18 protein-coding genes and 1 tRNA gene are annotated in these 15,828 nt (G+C 72.2%); 6 read left to right on the forward strand and 13 right to left on the reverse strand.

The window, feature by feature from the left end:
* Positions 1-73: 73 nt before the first annotated feature.
* Together VFW79_RS05410 and VFW79_RS05415 are read left to right on the forward strand one after the other, a co-directional pair.
* Positions 74-364: a WXG100 family type VII secretion target gene (locus VFW79_RS05410; protein ID WP_329676297.1), complete on the forward strand. Its 291-nt coding sequence runs from the start codon at positions 74-76 to the stop codon at positions 362-364.
* Positions 365-415: 51 nt separating this feature from the next.
* Positions 416-700: a DUF4031 domain-containing protein gene (locus tag VFW79_RS05415; RefSeq protein ID WP_329676298.1), complete on the forward strand. Its 285-nt coding sequence runs from the start codon at positions 416-418 to the stop codon at positions 698-700.
* Between the two features lie 202 nt (positions 701-902).
* Here VFW79_RS05415 and groL read toward each other — a convergent pair whose 3' ends face one another.
* From groL to VFW79_RS05435, 4 genes are all read right to left on the reverse strand, one after another.
* Positions 903-2,540 carry a chaperonin GroEL gene (groL, locus tag VFW79_RS05420; RefSeq protein ID WP_329676299.1) on the reverse strand — a complete coding sequence of 546 codons (1,638 nt, stop codon included), beginning with the start codon at positions 2,538-2,540 and terminating at the stop codon, positions 903-905.
* Positions 2,541-2,828: 288 nt separating this feature from the next.
* Positions 2,829-4,301, reverse strand: a complete 1,473-nt coding sequence (locus tag VFW79_RS05425; protein WP_329676300.1) for an NAD(P)/FAD-dependent oxidoreductase — start codon at positions 4,299-4,301, stop codon at positions 2,829-2,831.
* Positions 4,302-4,350: 49 nt separating this feature from the next.
* Complete coding sequence (locus VFW79_RS05430) at positions 4,351-4,974, reverse strand: LytR C-terminal domain-containing protein (RefSeq protein ID WP_329676301.1); 624 nt, start codon at positions 4,972-4,974, stop codon at positions 4,351-4,353.
* A gap of 71 nt (positions 4,975-5,045) precedes the next feature.
* A complete protein-coding gene (locus tag VFW79_RS05435) occupies positions 5,046-5,348 on the reverse strand; it encodes a DUF3263 domain-containing protein (protein WP_329676302.1) in 303 nt (100 codons plus the stop codon).
* 194 nt (positions 5,349-5,542) lie between these two features.
* Between VFW79_RS05435 and VFW79_RS05440 the strand changes: the two genes are divergently transcribed.
* A complete protein-coding gene (locus VFW79_RS05440; protein ID WP_329676303.1) occupies positions 5,543-6,220 on the forward strand; it encodes a uracil-DNA glycosylase in 678 nt (225 codons plus the stop codon).
* Positions 6,221-6,259: 39 nt separating this feature from the next.
* A complete protein-coding gene (locus VFW79_RS05445; protein ID WP_329676304.1) occupies positions 6,260-7,069 on the forward strand; it encodes an SGNH/GDSL hydrolase family protein in 810 nt (269 codons plus the stop codon).
* Positions 7,070-7,146: 77 nt separating this feature from the next.
* On the opposite strand, the gene VFW79_RS05450 is transcribed toward VFW79_RS05445, so the two are convergent.
* The 5 genes from VFW79_RS05450 to VFW79_RS05470 form a co-directional block, all read right to left on the reverse strand.
* On the reverse strand, positions 7,147-7,545 hold the full coding sequence (locus VFW79_RS05450) for a hypothetical protein (RefSeq protein ID WP_329676305.1): 399 nt from the start codon (positions 7,543-7,545) through the stop codon (positions 7,147-7,149).
* Between the two features lie 375 nt (positions 7,546-7,920).
* Entirely contained in the window at positions 7,921-8,730 is an 810-nt protein-coding gene (locus VFW79_RS05455) for a hypothetical protein (protein ID WP_329676306.1), read from the reverse strand.
* Positions 8,727-9,359 (reverse strand): signal peptidase I, encoded by a 633-nt coding sequence (locus tag VFW79_RS05460; protein ID WP_329676307.1) that lies wholly within the window; start codon positions 9,357-9,359, stop codon positions 8,727-8,729. Before VFW79_RS05460 ends, VFW79_RS05455 begins: the two co-directional genes overlap by 4 nt.
* 100 nt (positions 9,360-9,459) lie before the next feature.
* The gene (locus VFW79_RS05465) at positions 9,460-9,879 is read right to left on the reverse strand and encodes a hypothetical protein (RefSeq protein ID WP_329676308.1); all 420 of its coding nucleotides are present in this window, start codon (positions 9,877-9,879) and stop codon (positions 9,460-9,462) included.
* A 328-nt stretch (positions 9,880-10,207) separates the two neighbouring features.
* A complete protein-coding gene (locus VFW79_RS05470; protein WP_329676309.1) occupies positions 10,208-11,422 on the reverse strand; it encodes a sensor histidine kinase in 1,215 nt (404 codons plus the stop codon).
* Between the two features lie 17 nt (positions 11,423-11,439).
* On the opposite strand from VFW79_RS05470, the gene VFW79_RS05475 reads away from it, so the two are divergent.
* Entirely contained in the window at positions 11,440-12,108 is a 669-nt protein-coding gene (locus tag VFW79_RS05475; RefSeq protein ID WP_329676310.1) for a response regulator transcription factor, read from the forward strand.
* Positions 12,105-12,431: a hypothetical protein gene (locus tag VFW79_RS05480; protein WP_329676311.1), complete on the forward strand. Its 327-nt coding sequence runs from the start codon at positions 12,105-12,107 to the stop codon at positions 12,429-12,431. Before VFW79_RS05475 ends, VFW79_RS05480 begins: the two co-directional genes overlap by 4 nt.
* A gap of 5 nt (positions 12,432-12,436) precedes the next feature.
* Here VFW79_RS05480 and VFW79_RS05485 read toward each other — a convergent pair.
* From VFW79_RS05485 to VFW79_RS05500, 4 genes are all read right to left on the reverse strand, one after another.
* A tRNA-Thr gene (locus VFW79_RS05485) sits at positions 12,437-12,510 on the reverse strand.
* A 104-nt stretch (positions 12,511-12,614) separates the two neighbouring features.
* The gene (locus VFW79_RS05490) at positions 12,615-13,466 is read right to left on the reverse strand and encodes a DsbA family protein (protein ID WP_329676312.1); all 852 of its coding nucleotides are present in this window, start codon (positions 13,464-13,466) and stop codon (positions 12,615-12,617) included.
* A gap of 44 nt (positions 13,467-13,510) precedes the next feature.
* Positions 13,511-14,026 carry a hypothetical protein gene (locus tag VFW79_RS05495; RefSeq protein WP_329676313.1) on the reverse strand — a complete coding sequence of 172 codons (516 nt, stop codon included), beginning with the start codon at positions 14,024-14,026 and terminating at the stop codon, positions 13,511-13,513.
* A 52-nt stretch (positions 14,027-14,078) separates the two neighbouring features.
* Positions 14,079-15,740, reverse strand: coding sequence for a serine/threonine-protein kinase (locus VFW79_RS05500; protein ID WP_329676314.1), 1,662 nt, complete (start codon positions 15,738-15,740; stop codon positions 14,079-14,081).
* Between the last annotated feature and the right edge of the window lie 88 nt (positions 15,741-15,828).

Here is a 15,828-nt window from a genome sequence, read left to right on the forward strand (position 1 = left end):
CCGCCGCGCGCCGGCCTCACGCGCGGGTGCACCTCCGTAGCGTCCGTGCTCCCACGAGACGAGGAGGTCACCCATGAGCAAGTTCGAGGTCGACAGCGCACAGGTCGCGCAGGCAGCCGCGGCCGTCCAGGCACGGACCGCGGCGGTGCGGGGTGAGGTCGCGGCCCTGCAGCGGCAGCTGAACGAGCTGCAGAGCACCTGGCGCGGCGGCGCGGCCACCGCGTTCACCGGCGTCATGACCGAGTGGTCAGCGACGCAAGCACGCGTCGAGCAGGCCCTCGACCACATCACGACGGCCCTGCATACCGCCGCACGCACGTACGCGGACGCCGAGTCCCAGGCGTCGCGGCTGTTCATGCGCTGACCCGCTCGGCGCACCGGGCCCGGTCGGTGCCGGGCACCGTAGATTCAGTTCATGGCAGTGCTGGTCGATCCCCCGATGTGGCCCCGGCACGGGCGGCTGTGGGCGCACCTCGTGAGCGACGAGTCGCTCGACGAGCTCCATGCGTTCGCCGCCCGGGCCGGGATCCCGGCGCGCGGGTTCGACCACGACCACTACGACGTGCCCGACAACCTCCATGCCGAGCTCGTCGCGCTCGGCGCGCACCCGGTGAGCCCGCACGAGCTCATCCGGCGGCTGCGCGCGTCCGGCCTGCGGGTCACACGTCGCGACCGCGGCCGCGACCGCCCCGGCGACTGACGAGACGCGCTCTTCCCGGCACGCTGCGCCGCCGAGGACCGCGCCCGACGGAAGCCGCGCCCGACGAGAGCGGCATGACGACAGCGGCACAACGACAGCCCCCGCACGAACGAACGACGGGCCGGTCACCTCGCGGTGACCGGCCCGTCGTCCTGTCGATCGTCGTGCAGTGCAGCCGAGGCTGCGGGGTTACCTCAGCGGATCAGAAACCGCCGCCGAAGTCCTCGCCGCCACCGCCGCCGCCACCGGCCGGGGCCTTCTCCGGCTTGTCGGCCACGACGGCCTCGGTGGTGAGGAAGAGCGCGGCGATCGACGCCGCGTTCTGCAGCGCGGAGCGCGTGACCTTCACCGGGTCGTTGACGCCGGCGAGGAGCAGGTCCTCGTAGACGTTCGTCGCGGCGTTGAGGCCGTGACCGGTGGGGAGGTTGCGGACCTTCTCCGCGACGACGCCACCCTCGAGACCAGCGTTGATCGCGATCTGCTTGAGCGGCGCGTCGAGCGCGACGCGAACGATGTTCGCGCCGGTCGCCTCGTCGCCCTCGAGCGCGAGGATGCCCGCGTCGGCGAACGCGAGCTTGCCCGCCTGGATGAGCGCGACGCCACCACCGGCGACGATGCCCTCTTCGACGGCGGCCTTCGCGTTGCGAACGGCGTCCTCGATGCGGTGCTTGCGCTCCTTGAGCTCGACCTCGGTCGCAGCGCCGGCCTTGATGACGGCAACGCCGCCGGCCAGCTTCGCGAGGCGCTCCTGGAGCTTCTCACGGTCGTAGTCCGAGTCGGAGTTCTCGATCTCGGCACGGATCTGCGAGACGCGGCCGGCGATCTGCGCCGCCTCGCCCGAGCCCTCGACGATGGTCGTCTCGTCCTTGGTGACGACGATCTTGCGCGCCGTGCCGAGGACCTCGAGGCCGACCGTGTCGAGCTTGAGACCGACGGTCTCGGAGACGACCTGGCCACCGGTGAGGATCGCCATGTCCTGGAGCATCGCCTTGCGGCGGTCCCCGAAGCCGGGCGCCTTGACGGCGACGGACTTGAACGTGCCGCGGATCTTGTTCACGACGAGCGTGGCCAGGGCCTCGCCCTCGACGTCCTCAGCGATGATGAACAGCGGCTTGCCGGCCTGGATGACCTTCTCCAGGAGGGGCAGCAGGTCCTTGACGTTCGAGATCTTCGACTCGACGAGCAGCACGTAGGCGTCCTCGAGGACGGCCTCCTGGCGCTCCGGGTCGGTGACGAAGTACGCCGACAGGTAGCCCTTGTCGAAGCGCATGCCCTCGGTCAGCTCGAGCTCGAGGCCCAGCGCGCTGGACTCCTCGACCGTGATGACGCCTTCCTTGCCGACCTTGTCGAGCGCCTCGGCGATGAGCTCGCCGATCGCCGTGTCGCCGGCCGAGATGGAGGCCGTCGCAGCGATCTGCTCCTTGGTCTCCACATCCTTGGCCTGCAGGAGGAGCTGGGCGATGACGGCCTCGACGGCCTTCTCGATGCCCTTCTTCAGCGCGATCGGGTTGGCGCCGGCCGCGACGTTGCGCAGACCCTCGCGCACGAGCGCCTGGGCCAGGACCGTGGCGGTGGTGGTGCCGTCGCCGGCGACGTCGTCGGTCTTCTTGGCGACCTCCTTGACGAGCTCGGCACCGATCTTCTCGAACGGGTCGTCGAGGTCGATCTCCTTGGCGATGGAGACGCCGTCGTTGGTGATCGTGGGGGCGCCCCACTTCTTGTCCAGGACGACGTTGCGGCCCTTCGGGCCGAGGGTGACCTTGACGGTGTCGGCGAGGATGTTGAGTCCTCGCTCGATGCCGCGACGGGCCTCCTCGTTGAAGGCAATGATCTTGGCCATGGGGCTGTGATCCTTCACTGTGGCTCGGTTCGGCTGACGGTGCCCGCGACGGACGGCGCGCTCCCGGACGGTCATGTCCCGCTCGGGTGCGAACCTCACCGGTCAACCGGTTGATTCTGTCACTCTCCACCGGAGAGTGCTAAGTCAATGGTTAGCACTCACCCCAGGAGAGTGCAAGACGGCTCACCCGCCGGGACGTGCCGATCGGCATGATCGCGCTGATCGGGTGCGTGGTGTTCGCGCATGGCAGATGACCCGGTCGTGCGCCGGAACGCCTCCCCGCGAACCTCAGGGAGCGAGGGACGGCGGCTCGGTGATCCCGAACCTGGACCGCAGCGCACGCGTGGCCGCGTACCAGCCACCGAGCCCGTGCACGCCGGGCCCGGGCGGCGCGGAGGCGGAGCACAGGTAGACGCCCGGCAGCCCGCCGGAGAACGGGTCCCACGTGGGCCGTGGGCGGGCGAACGTCCGGTAGAGCGACACCGCGCCCGCGGCGATGTCCCCGCCCGCGTAGTTGGCGTTGTGCTGGTTCATCTGCGCGGCCGGGATGCACCGCGCGGCGACGACGACGTCCCGGAACCCCGGCGCGAACCGCTCGATCTGCCTCGTCACGGCGTCCGTCAGGTCGAGCGTCGACCCGTTCGGGACGTGCGCGTACGTCCACAGCGGGCGCAGGCCACCCGCGCCGAACCGGGTCGCGTCGACCGTCGTCGGATCGCTCAGCAGGACCATCGGGTGCGTGGCGTGCCGTCCGGCCGCCACGGCCGCCTCGGCGGCAACCATCTGCGCGCGGCTTCCCCCGACGTGGACGGTGCCCGCGAGCCCGACCTCGGGACAGGTCCACGGCACGGGACCCGAGAGCACGAAGTCGACCTTCGCGGCGGCGTTCCCGGCTGGGAACCGGGCGAACGACCGGGCAGCACGTCCAGGCAGGCGCCGCCCGAGCACGCGGACGAGGGTGTGCGGGGTCGTGTCGAACAGGTACGCCCGGGCACGCGGCAGCTCGTCGAGGTCGTGCACCTCGGTGCCCGTCACGATCGAGCCGCCGTGCGCACGCAGGTCGTCTGCAAGTGCGTCCGCGATCGACTGGCTGCCACCTCGCGGGATCGGCCAGCCGGTTCCGTGGGCGAGCCCCGCGAGCATCACGGCGGTACCGGCGGACGCGAGCGACGGCAGGCGTGTGATCGCGTGCGCAGCGACGCCGGTGAGCAGCGCGGCAGCCTCCTCGGTCCGGAACCTCGCGCCCCACGCGATGCTGCCCTGCTCGAGCACCCTGAGCCCGAAGCGGGCGGCAGTCACCAGGTCGCCGGGCATGCTGCGCCGGTCACCCAGGGCGATGTCGACGAGGCCCTCGGGGTGCGTCGCGAGCGGTCCGAGGAGTCGGCGCCAGGCGGGGCCGTCAGCGCCCAGCGCGTCAGCCGTGCGCTCGATGGACCGGTAGGCCACCGCAGCGCGCCCCCCGTCGAGCGGCTGGGCGTACGCGGCCTCAGGCGCCAGCAGCTCGACGCCGCGCGCCTCGAGGTCGAAGGCCCGCAGGAACGGGGAGGCGACCGCGAGGGGGTGCACCGCGGAGCAGAGGTCGTGCACGACGCCGTCCGCGAGGCCGAGGTCGTGGGTGCGTGACCCGCCGCCGATCGTGTCCTGCGCCTCGACGACCTGGACGCTGAGGCCCGCGCGCGCCAACGTCACCGCAGCGGCCAGGCCGCCGGGACCGCTGCCGACGACGACCGCGTCGACGTCGGTCGACCTCGCGCGGCTCATCGGGTCAGCACCGGACGCCGTCGGTGCGAGCCGAGGCGCGGCGCGCCCGTCAGCCCTTGAAGCCGGGCATCAGGACGACGGTGATGCCGCTCTTCGCCTGGGTCGACGACTTCGTGACGGTCGTGATGCCGAGCAGCTGGGCGACCGCGTCGGCCGTGACCTTCTGGGCGTCGGTCGCGTAGAAGACGGTCGTCGCCTTGACGCCCGTACCGCTGCCGTTCGTCGCGGTGACCTTGGTGAACCCGCCGGCCTCGAGCTTCTTGGCCTGGCTCGCTGCGAGGCCCGAGACGTTCGCGGCGTTGAGCACCGTGACCGGTGTGGTGAAGTCGGCAGCCGGGGCGGCCGGCGTGACGGGCGCCTCGGTCGTGGGGGCAACCGCGGGCGTCGTCGCGGCGTCGGTCGCGCTGCCGGTCGCCGCATCGCTGGCGCCGTCGGTCGGCTCGGTGGTCCCCGTCGCGCCGATACCCGAGATGGCGTCGCCGAGCCCTGTGTCGGAGTTCGAGATCCAGGTGACGAGCCCGTACGCGAGCGCCGGGAAGACGATGAGGACGACGAGGAACGGCCACACCTTGCTCCACGTCGTGCGTGGTGAGCGGTGCACACCGCGAGGACCGTCGTGGTCGTCAGCGGCGTCGAACTCGTCTGGTGGGTACGGGTAGCTGGCCTTGCTCACGGCGGACAGGCTATCCGGTCAAGCCGTGAACGGTGACCGCATCCGTCGTCGGGCGCGCATCGCGACGCAGGTCAGGCCTCAGCGCCGAGCCGGCGAGCCGAGCGGGCGCGCTGGCGGGTCGAGCGCATCCGGCGGAGGCGCTTGACGAGCATGGGGTCGTGGGCGAGCGCAGCGGGCGAGTCGATGAGGGCGTTGAGCACCTGGTAGTACCGGGTGGCCGACATGTCGAACAGCTCGCGGATGGCCTGCTCCTTGGCGCCGGCGTACTTCCACCACTGCCGCTCGAACGCCAGGACCTGCTGGTCACGCTCGGTCAGCTCACCGGTGTGCTCGGCGACGATGCTGCCGACCCGTTCCGCTGTCGCGGTCTCCATCGTGGCTCCTGACCTTCCGTGCCTGACCTGTCCGCGCCTCGCGACGACCCGGGCCGGACGACGGCCCCGATCGCGCTCACGTCATCGTAGGCGGGAATGACACGGGTGTCATTCCTTGCTCCTCACGGTTCACCCGGTCGCGCACCGACACGCGGACGACACGCCGGGACGGCCGTCGTCGCTACCCTCGCGGTGTGACGAACCGACCCCTCACCGACCTCGTGGCCCCCGACTGGGCGGTCGCGCTCGCGCCGGTCGAGCCTGCCATCAGGGCGGCCGGGGACTTCCTGCGCGCCGAGGTCGCCGCCGGTCACGGGTACCTGCCGGCCGGCGACGCGATCCTGCGGGCGTTCGCGCGTCCGCTCGCAGACGTGCGGGTCCTCGTCGTCGGGCAGGACCCCTACCCCACGCCGGGGCACGCGATGGGGCTGTCGTTCTCGGTGCAGGCGGACGTCAGCCCCCTGCCGCGATCGCTCGCGAACATCATCACCGAGCTCGCGAGCGACATCGGCGCACCACGACCCAGCTCGGGCGACCTCACGCCGTGGTCCGACCAGGGCGTGATGCTCCTCAACCGGGTCCTGACCGTGCGCCCAGGAGCCCCGGCGTCGCACCGCGGCAAGGGCTGGGAGGCCGTCACCGACCGCGCCATCGCGGCCCTCGTCGAGCGTGGCGGTCCGCTGGTGGCAGTGCTGTGGGGCCGCGACGCGCAGACCCTGGCGCCCGCGCTGGGCTCGACGCCGATCGTCGCGAGCGTGCACCCGAGCCCGCTGTCGGCCCACCGCGGGTTCTTCGGCTCGCGACCGTTCTCCCAGGTCAACGCCCTGCTCATCGCGCAGGGAGCCGCGCCGGTCGACTGGTCCCTGCCCTGAACCGGAGACGTCAACGCCTGAACCGCGCAGACTGTCCCCGTGACCACACCCATCCCCGACGCGCTCGCGCCCCGCTGGAGCCGTTTCGTGGCGGTCGGCGACTCGTTCACCGAGGGCCTGTGGGACGCGCCCGACGCGGACGGGCAGTGCCGCGGCTGGGCCGACCAGCTGGCCGGCCACCTCTCCGAGCGCCGGACCGCCGCAGGCGCCGAGCCGCTCGCCTACGCGAACCTCGCGATCCGCGGCCGACTGCTGCGCCCGATCATCGTTGAGCAGCTGCCCGCGGCCCTCGCGCTCGAACCCGATCTGGTGAGCCTCATCGGCGGGGGCAACGACGTGCTGCGGCCGTCGGTCGACATCGACCGGCTGGCACGCGAGCTCGAGACTGCGGTGGTGCGACTGCGCCGGGCGGGCATCGACGTGCTCCTCGGCACCGGCATGGACTCGGCGGACAGCCCGCTCATCCGGGCCACCCGCGGGCGCGTCGGCGTTTACAACGCGCACATCTGGTCCATCGCCCGCCGCCACGGGGCGCACGTCCTGGACCTGTGGGGCATGCGCTCGCTGCGGGACTGGCGCATGTGGGCCCCGGACCGCATCCACCTCACCACCGACGGGCACGCGCGGGTCGCGCAGGCGGCCCTGGTCGGGCTGGGCCTCACGCCCGACGACTCCGCCTGGGACGACCCGCTCGCTCCCCTGCTCCCGGTCCCCCGGATCCGGCAGCTGCGTGACGACGCCCGGTGGGTGCGCGACGACGTGTACCCCTGGGCGACCCGCCGCCTGCGCGGTCAGTCGTCCGGCGCGTCGCGCGTCGCGAAGAGGCCGGAGCTCGCACCGGTCGAGTGAGCCCCGACGCAGCTCCGCCCCGCTCCCGCGGAGAAGCGCGGGCCCGCGGAGCGGTTGGGTGGCTGTCGAGCGAGGGGTCAGACGGCGGGAGCGATCGTGAGCCGGTCGGCCTGCGCGGCGGCGACGGGCGAGCTTGCCGCCATCGCGAGCACCGAGTCGGTCCTCAGCTCGCCGGTCGCGGTGCCGAGCGCCGCACCTGCCGCGTCGTGCACGGTGACCGCGACGCGCTGGCCCGCGCACTGGCTCGGGTAGCCGGTGACCCGGATCCCCGTGACGGCGTACGCGCCGAGGGTCGAGTCGATGCCGACCTCATAGCTGACGGAGATCTGGGAGGTGGGGCACGCGGAGGCGGACGAGAGCTCGCCGGCCTGTGCCGCGCTGGACGACGCGAAAGCCCCAGCGGCTGCGACGGCGAGGAACGCGCTGGCCCACCACCGGCGGTTGCTCCGCCGCTTCGAGCTGGTCGCTGCGCTCATCGCGCACCTCCTTCACCGCAAGTCGTTCCCTCACTCACGACCTTATGTAGGTGGAAACACCCAAGCCAGCAGTGAGCCAGGCCGCACGGGATGAAATAAAGCCCCAGGGCAGGACACTTGGGCGAAGTCGCCGGAGCGAGCACGTCCCCGGGCTCTGCGCAGGTCAGGAGCGGGTCGACGCACGGTCCTCACAGCGGGCCCCAGAGAGGGACTCGAGCTGGGGCACTAACTGTCAAGGGGATGACTTGCGGGATATGGAGTGAAATCACCCAAGACGCGACGGGGTCCATCGACGCGCAGGCGCAGACTCACCCGGTCCGGACGAGGACTCATCGAGCGCGAGGGGTGCGAGCGTCGGGGCTCAGAGTTCTCGACTCAGGGGCAGCTGTACACCGGGTTCGTGATCTGCCCGGTGGAGTTCCCGACGAAGTCGAACGTCTTGCTGGACCCGGCGACCACCTGGTCCGTACCGCGGCCGGCTACCCCTGTGAACGTGACGAGCCGCGTGCTCCCCGAGCAGAAGCCGCCCGGCAGGGGCGCATAGGCCGCACCGCCGGTGTACTCGCCGACGTACCGCGCCAGGAAGGGGAACTTCGCGAGGTCGGCGAAGTCGACCGTCGCGCGCCAGGCCACCGGGTTGGTCTCCGACGTCGAGACCGTGATCTTGACGTTCCAGGCGGTCCCCGAGCCGTCTGTGTTGCCGCCGAACGTCAACGAGCACGACTTGCCGTTGACGACGTTGCCCCCGGGATTGACCACGACGCACCCGGTCGTCAGGGTGGCTGCTGTGTAGGTCCAGGTCGTGGGGATGGGCCAGGTCGCGACGGTCACGGAGATCACGGTGGAGGCGGTCGGCGTGTACTGACCTGTCATCGCCACCACGACGGCGCCTCCCGCCGCGGGTGCTGTGGCCGTCCCCGTGACGGTTGTGGCCGTGAGGGAGTCGTAGAGCTGGACGGCGACGGGCAGGCCACCGCACGCGACATCGATGCCGGAGAGCTGCACGGCGTTCGTGGTCCCGGCGGTGGCGGGGTTCGTCGCTGCCACGGCGTCACCGCAGCGCGCGCCCGCGAAGGAGGAGGGGTGCTGCCCGCCGGTCAGGACGAGCTGAGCAGCACTGGCGGGCGCCATGAACGACACCGCCAGCGCGAGAACCAGTGCGCAGGCGCCGAGAGCACGCTTCATCGGGGGCCCATCGCGGGTGTGTGCACCGAGTCGGGCACAGCGTCCGGGACCCAGGACAGCACGGCGGCGCCCTCGTCGAGCACGGACTCGTCCTCAAGGGAGCCCAGCACCGGGGCGTCGACGTCCGTGCCGAGGTCGATGCCAGCCGCGTCGGTCAGCGAGCCCGCCGTCGCCAGGCCGGCGGTCGGCGCCTCGTCGTCGTCGTCCTGACGGGGCCAGACGAACAGCCCGATCGCGATCAGGATGAACGAGCCCCAGACGAACGGGCTGGTCAGGCCGCGGGCGACCAGACCGACCTTGGGCAGGTAGAGCGTGGCGACCCCGAGGACCTCGGAGCCGGCCGGGTTGAACGGGTCGGCGGCGTTGTTGTTGTCACCCTGCATGACCCAGCCGGTCGTCGTGTCGCCGCCCGTGATGCGGTGGATGATGCGCGCGCCGCCGAGCTCCTTGGGCTGGTAGACGATGACGTCGCCGACCGCCGCGGTGGCGCACCGGGCGACCACGAGGTCGCCGGTGTAGTACGTCGGTTCCATCGAGTGGCCCGAGACGATCGTGAGGGTCGTGCAACCACCGAGGCTCGTCGGCCACAGGAGGAAGGCTGCGACGCCCGCGAGCGTGTACAGCAGCACGGACGCGACGATGCCGACGAGCCGGCGCGGGGTGGCCGCGCCGGCTCGTTGGTGCGTGCGTCGCTCGATGATCCGACCTCGGTCAGTCCGTGAGCCCGGTTCAGCTGTAGATCGTGAGCGCGACGGTCTTGATGGCGTTGTCCTGGCCGGAGGGGATCACGACGGAGAGCGTGGAGGCCGCGATCGTGCCGGTCTGCTCCGTGGTGCCCGTGACGAGGGCGTTGCCGCTGTCGAGCAGGGCCAGCTTGTAGTTCTTGCCGACGCACTTGCCGACCGCGTTGTCGATGCCGGCGAGGTTGACGGCGGCCGACGCGTAGGTGGTGCCCGTGCGGACAGGCGCGGAGAACGTCACTGTGATGGGCGCCGACTGGCAGTCCGCGTTCACGGCGAGGATGCCCGACTGGACCGAGGCGGTCCCGGTCAGGTTCAGCTGCGCGGCCGACGCGAGCGACAGGCCAGCGACGCCGAGGACGGCAAGCGCGATGGCGATGGACTTGCGACGGTTCGTGGACTTCGACATCCGATTGCTCCTGGAGCTATGAGTTCAGGTGGGAGTCGGCGGCTCACCGAAACCCGTCCAAAGAGCGTTCTCGCTGCTGGACAGTGGGAAGACTAGAAACTCCTGAACGGTTGTCCACAACCGCCCTGGGTGCAGCCACCTGCCACGCCCGATTAGTCCGATTGTTTCACCCCGCACAATCCTCCCAATCCGCACGAATCGGGCGGCCCCAGAGCGCGCCCACAGCACATTCACAGCGATCGGCGCGGCCCTTCGCTGGTCCGTGGAAGCGCGACCATCCTGATGAACATCACGTATGACACGCTGGCGCGCGGGGTGTGACTGACCCTCAGGCGTCGTACATCGTCGAGATCGGGACCCGCGCCTCGACGCGCGTGCCCTCACCCGGGACAGATGAGACATTCAGACGTCCGCCGATGAGGACCAGACGCTCCTGAAGACGCTTCGTCCCGGAGCGCGCGCCGGCGGTCGGCGCATCGAACCCGGACCCGTCGTCGACCACGACGACGGCGAGGCAGTCCACGTCGAGATCGATGGCCACACGCAGGGAGCTCGCACCCCCGTGGCGCAGGGCGTTGGTCACCGCCTCCTCGACCACCCGGACCGCGAGCAGCCGCTCGCTCTGGGTCAACCGGGGTGACACGGGGTCGTCGAGGCTGCGTACGTCGTCGGACACGACCATGCGTGTCGCGATGTCGGGGGGCATCCGCGCGAGCAGCGACCGGACCGCGGGCACCATGCCGATCTCGAGGCTCTCCGGGTAGAGCATGCGGCTGGTCTCGCGCACGTCACCCTCGCGCACGTCCTCGATCTGCGCCCGTACCTCGCGCAGCGCGAGCACGTCGGCATCGGTGCCGAACCCGGACTCGAACGACTCGATCGCGCGGTCGAGCCGCGCCACGATGAGCACGAGCCGCTGCTGCAGGCTGCCGTGCAGGCCCTCGGCGACCTCGCGGCGGACCCGGACCTCCTCGTCCTCCAAGGCACGCAGCGCGAGCTCGATCCGGACCTTCGCCGCGGCGCCCGCCACGATGCCCGTCCGGAGCCGGCGCCGCGACACCATGGCCGCCGCTCCCGCCATGCCTGCCGCGAACGCCGCGACGAGCCCGGCCGACAGCTCGACGAGCTGAGTCGTCCCGACGGTGACGTCGGCGACGTGGAACGCGGACTGCGCCAGGACGCGCGCGGTCGCCGCGTACATCGTGGCGACCGCGATCCCGAACACCATCTCCCAGACGCTGGGGGTGGTCGCGACCCTGCTCCACCGCAGGGCGGCGAGCATCACCAGCACGCAGATCAGGTTGGCCGCGAGCCGACCGCCGAACGACCCGCCACCCACACCCGCGGGGGCGTACTTGTACGCGGTCGACACCACCAGCGCCGCACCCACCGCGAGCAGGCCGAGGACGCCGCCCGCCGCGACGAGGAGCGCCCTGAGGTCGTCGCGCTGGGCTGACTGCTCGGCTGTCTTCGCGGCGGGCATCATCGTCCAGTCGTCATCGGTGTCCCCACGGCGCGGGGTCGCGCACGTGACGTCGCGCACGAGGATACTGGGACACGATGACCACGCAGGCGCACGACCCCATCCGGCTCGGCATCGTCGAGGACCAGCCGCTGTTCCGTTCGATGCTCGAGTTCACGCTCGCAAGCGTCGACGGCATCACGGTCGTGGCGGCGGTCGGCACGGCGCGCGAGGCCGAGCAGCGCATCACCCCCGGGGTCGTCGACGTCGCGATCCTCGACATCGACCTGCCCGACGGCAACGGCATCGCCCTCGGCGTCATCCTGCGCCGCAAGCAGCCCGGTCTCGGCATCCTCCTGCTGTCCGCGCAGGACTCCATGGACCTGCTGCTCGACCTGCCGCCGGACGTGCGCAACGGCTGGAGCTACCTGTCCAAGACGTCCTCGACCAGCGCCGACACGCTCGTGGCCGCCGTGCGCGCCTCGGCGGCCGGCAAGACGACGCTCGACTCGGCACTCATCGACCGCAAGAAGCCGCGCACCGGGACTGCCGTCGCCCGGCTCACCGACCGGCAGTACGCGGTGCTGCGGCTGCTCGCGCAGGGCCGGTCGAACGCGGGCATCGGCGAGGCCCTCGGGATCACCGAGAAGTCCGTGCAGAACCACATCAACGCGATCTACGGCACGCTCGAGATCGACACCGACCCGACCCGCAACCCCCGCGTCAGCGCCGCGCTGCGCCTGCTCGAGGAGACCGGCCGGTCATGACCTTCGTGATGCGCCCCGCCCCGTGGGGATTTGACGGACGGGTGTGGCGGGACATCAAGGGCCGCGACATCCCCGTCGACGACCTCACGCCCGGGGCTGCTCTCGGGGCGCGCGGCATGCTCGAGCGGTTCGCCACGACGTACGCAGCCGAACGCAGCAGCTTCTACCGCGCAGCGGCCGCCGCCGCTCGCACCGACGGGCTCCCGGCGTCCCTGGCCGCCGAGCTCGATGCGGCCGCGGATCGCCTCGAGGGCGGCTCGGCCGAGGACTGGGTGCAGCGCACTGTGCTGTGGCGTGCGCTGACGGAGCGCATCGGCAGCTGAGGCAGAGCCTCCTATCGGATTCGAACCGATGACCTACGCATTACAAGTGCGTTGCTCTGGCCAACTGAGCTAAGGAGGCGCGCACCCCGAGGGGTACCGCGCAAGCGTACCGAAGCCGGTACGCCGGGGCCGCCGTGCCGAGCGGTGTGCGCCCGGCCCGACGGCCCCGTGAGTACCGCGCGATCAGCCCTTCGCGGCGACGATCGCCTGGGTGAGCGGACCGGCCGAGTACAGGTCGCCCTTGAACGCGGTGCCGTTGATCAGGACGGTCGGCGTGCCGTACGACGCGCCCAGGTCGACGCTGGCCTGTGCGGTCAACGCCGAGACGTACGGGGCGAACGTGCGCCAGGCCTTGCCGGGCGCCGTCGCGGTGAACGTGTCGACGACCGTCTGGGGCACACCGGCGGTGAGCGCGAGCTTCGCGATCTCGTCGTCGGACAGGCCCTGGGAGTTCTCGGCCGGCTGGTTGGCGAACAGCGCGGAGTTGAACGCCGGGAACTTGTCGGGCGCCTGGTCGGCGACGACGGCAGCGGCGTTCGACGCCCGGGTCGAGTACTCGGTGCCCGACGACAGGCGGTCGAGGATCGAGATCGGGTGGTACTCGACGGTCACGCCGCCCGCAGCGCGCAGCGTGGCGAGCTCGGCGTCGTTCGCGGTCTCGAACTGGTGGCAGTACGGGCACATGTAGTCGAGGTAGACGGAGACGACGACGTCGCCGGTGGCGGGCTTCTCCCCCGCCTTGCCGGTGGCGCCGACCGGGATGGCGCCGTTGTCCTCGGCCGTCGAGGGCTTGGCGACGTCGGCGAGCTTGACGGCGTCACCCGTGTATGCGGCGCCGGCGGTGGTGCCCTTCGTCTGGCCCAGGATGAGCGCGACGACGACGGCGAGCACGACGACCGCGGCGACGAGCCCGCTGATCGCGATGATCCGGTTGCGCTTCTCGCGCTTCTTCTGCTCCTCGCGCATCTGGATGGCCTTGACGCGGGCCTCGTCGCGGCGTTCGGCCTTGCTGGGACGTGGATCGTTGGTGGGCATGGTTCTGCTTCCGTCTGAGGTGTCGGGTGGAGATGGAGCGTGCGTCAGGCGGGCAGGACGGGCGGTCCGCGGTGCGGGTGGGCGGCGAGGACCGCGGCGATCGTGCGCAGCGAGCGCACCTCGACGGTGGCGACGAACCGCGGGACCTGCCCGACGACGGCGACCGCGGCGCGCGGGACCCTCGGCAGCGCTGCGGCGAGGACTCCGGCCGCGGACCGCACGGCGCGCACCAGGACAGCCCCGACACCCAGTCCCCCGGCACCGAGGGCCAGGTGGAACAGCAGCACCGGCACCGCGACGCTGAGCAGGACGACGACGCCACCGCGCGCGAGCGGAGAGAACGCGAGGGTGCCGTCCGGGCAGTCGGCGGCGTCGCGCAGCAGCGCGAGCCGCAGCCCGAGCGGCCCGAGGGCTCCGTCGGCGCTCACGCACTGGTGCAGGGCGATCCGACCGGGCAGCGCGAACGCGCCCAGGACCGCGATCGCGGCGACCGACGCGACAGCCAGGCCCGCGCGCCGCGAGGGCACGCCGACCCGGGCACGGGGCCGGGGAGCGGTCATGCGCCCAGGGTAAGGGGTCGGCCTGTCGGCTGACCGACCGGTCGGCCGGGGGTCAGGGCAGGATCGGCTCGGGCAGCGGGTCCCACACGATCGGCGTTCCGTGGACCACCTGTGAGAGCAGGACGGCCGTGCCCGCGAGCGCGAGCAGGACGACCACGAGCGCACCCGCTCGACCGGGCGCGACGACCGCGAGCACCCGGCGGGCTCCGATCCGTGTCATCGCCGCGAGCGGGCCCCACCAGGTCGCCACGAGTCCGAGGAGGAACGCGCCCGCCACGACGGCGGACGCCTGCCAGCCCTCCGGCTGCCGGCCCGACGTCGACCCGGCGAGCACCCAGTAGCCGCTGCCGAGCATCCACCACAGCACACCCAGGACGATCACGACGAGGCTCGCGCCCACGACGATCGACGGCACCAGGCCGAGGACGGATCGCACCAGGTGCCACGGCGTGAGCACGACGGCCCGGACAGGGTCAGACCGGCGCACGCCGACCCGTTCGCGGCGCGCGTGCATCGACTCGACGGTCCGTCCGACGGTTCGCACGAGAAGGATCAGGACGCCGACGACGATCAGGGTGTACCCGGGGTACAGGGCCGCGGCGGCGACCGCGACCAGCGCGAGCGACAGCAGCGTTCCCCAGCGCCGACGGGCGCGCGGACGCACGTAGCCTGTCCCGTCGACCTCCGAGTCGTCGGGTTCGAGCTCGTCGGCGATCCAGCCGTCCGACCCGTCGTCCACGTCGTCCCCCGCCGCGCCTGCCACGAACGCACGCGTCGCGCCGTCGTTCGCGATGAGCGCGGCCGCCGTCGCGCCGCCGAGCACGGTCGTCGCGGCGCCCGCGCCACCGCCGAGCACCGTGGTGCCGACGGAGTCCTGGGCAGCGTCGTCGTCCAGGGGCTCGTCGCCGTACCTCGCGGCGTCCGCCAGGGCGGCGACGACCTCGGGCGGCAAGAGCCGGTCGCGTGGCGCGGGGGCGAGCGCGCCCCGGAGGGCTCGCGTCGTGATCGGCCCGAGGCCCTCGAGGTCGGGCTGCCCGGCACGGGCACGGGCGAGCACCTGCTCGAGCGGGCGCAGCCCGAACGGCGCCCGACCGGTCGCAGCGAACGCGAGCAGCGCGGCCCAGCCCCACCAGTCGGTGTGCGCGGTCGGCTCGGCGTCGTCGAGCAGCTCGGGGGCGAGGTAGCCGGGGGTGCCGACGACGAGGCCCGTCGTGGTGACCCGCGCGTCGTCGGCGGCCTGCGCGATCCCGAAGTCGATGAGCACCGGGCCGGAGTCCGTGACGAGCACGTTGGCGGGCTTGAGGTCGCGGTGCACGACGCCGGCCTCGTGGACCGCGGTCAGCGCGCTGTACAGCCCGGCCGCGAGCTCGTGCAGCTCGCGGGTGTCAAGCGGTCCGTGCCGGCGCACGACGTCCTCGAGGTCGTCCCCGGCGACGAGCTCCGTCACGAGGAAGGCCTCGGTCGAGTCGGCCTCCGCGTCGAGCACGGCGGCGACGCCGGGGTGGTGCAGCCGCTGCAGCGCGAGCACCTCGCGGCGCAACCGGTCCCGGGCGACCGGGTCGGCCCCGACGTGGGGGTGCAGCAGCTTGAGCGCGACCGGCGAGCCGCCGCCGTCCAGCGCGCGGTACACGGTCCCCATGCCCCCCGAGCCGAGGGGCGCGACGATCGTGTAGCCGCCGATCTCTGACCCGGGTTCCAGGCCGATGCGCTCCATGGGCGAAACGTAGCCGTGGCCGGGGCTCGCCGCTGGGTGCCGCGCGGGCGCCGGCCGGGCTCGCGCCGGGGCCCACGGGGATGGGCGA

Origin of the sequence: Cellulomonas sp. (genome assembly GCF_036279715.1) — a bacterium.
Classification (GTDB): domain Bacteria; phylum Actinomycetota; class Actinomycetes; order Actinomycetales; family Cellulomonadaceae; genus Cellulomonas_A.

Bases quoted from the DNA above. Each gene is read 5' to 3' on its own strand.
- VFW79_RS05410 (WP_329676297.1), top strand. From the start codon at position 74: ATGAGCAAGTTCGAGGTCGACAGCGCACAGGTCGCGCAGGCAGCCGCG.
- VFW79_RS05495 (WP_329676313.1), bottom strand. From the start codon at position 14,026: ATGACCGCTCCCCGGCCCCGTGCCCGGGTCGGCGTGCCCTCGCGGCGC.
- groL (WP_329676299.1), bottom strand. From the start codon at position 2,540: ATGGCCAAGATCATTGCCTTCAACGAGGAGGCCCGTCGCGGCATCGAG.
- VFW79_RS05455 (WP_329676306.1), bottom strand. From the start codon at position 8,730: ATGAAGCGTGCTCTCGGCGCCTGCGCACTGGTTCTCGCGCTGGCGGTG.
- VFW79_RS05480 (WP_329676311.1), top strand. From the start codon at position 12,105: ATGACCTTCGTGATGCGCCCCGCCCCGTGGGGATTTGACGGACGGGTG.
- VFW79_RS05490 (WP_329676312.1), bottom strand. From the start codon at position 13,466: ATGCCCACCAACGATCCACGTCCCAGCAAGGCCGAACGCCGCGACGAG.
- VFW79_RS05415 (WP_329676298.1), top strand. From the start codon at position 416: ATGGCAGTGCTGGTCGATCCCCCGATGTGGCCCCGGCACGGGCGGCTG.
- VFW79_RS05465 (WP_329676308.1), bottom strand. From the start codon at position 9,879: ATGTCGAAGTCCACGAACCGTCGCAAGTCCATCGCCATCGCGCTTGCC.
- VFW79_RS05500 (WP_329676314.1), bottom strand. From the start codon at position 15,740: ATGGAGCGCATCGGCCTGGAACCCGGGTCAGAGATCGGCGGCTACACG.
- VFW79_RS05475 (WP_329676310.1), top strand. From the start codon at position 11,440: ATGACCACGCAGGCGCACGACCCCATCCGGCTCGGCATCGTCGAGGAC.
- VFW79_RS05450 (WP_329676305.1), bottom strand. From the start codon at position 7,545: ATGAGCGCAGCGACCAGCTCGAAGCGGCGGAGCAACCGCCGGTGGTGG.
- VFW79_RS05425 (WP_329676300.1), bottom strand. From the start codon at position 4,301: ATGAGCCGCGCGAGGTCGACCGACGTCGACGCGGTCGTCGTCGGCAGC.
- VFW79_RS05435 (WP_329676302.1), bottom strand. From the start codon at position 5,348: ATGGAGACCGCGACAGCGGAACGGGTCGGCAGCATCGTCGCCGAGCAC.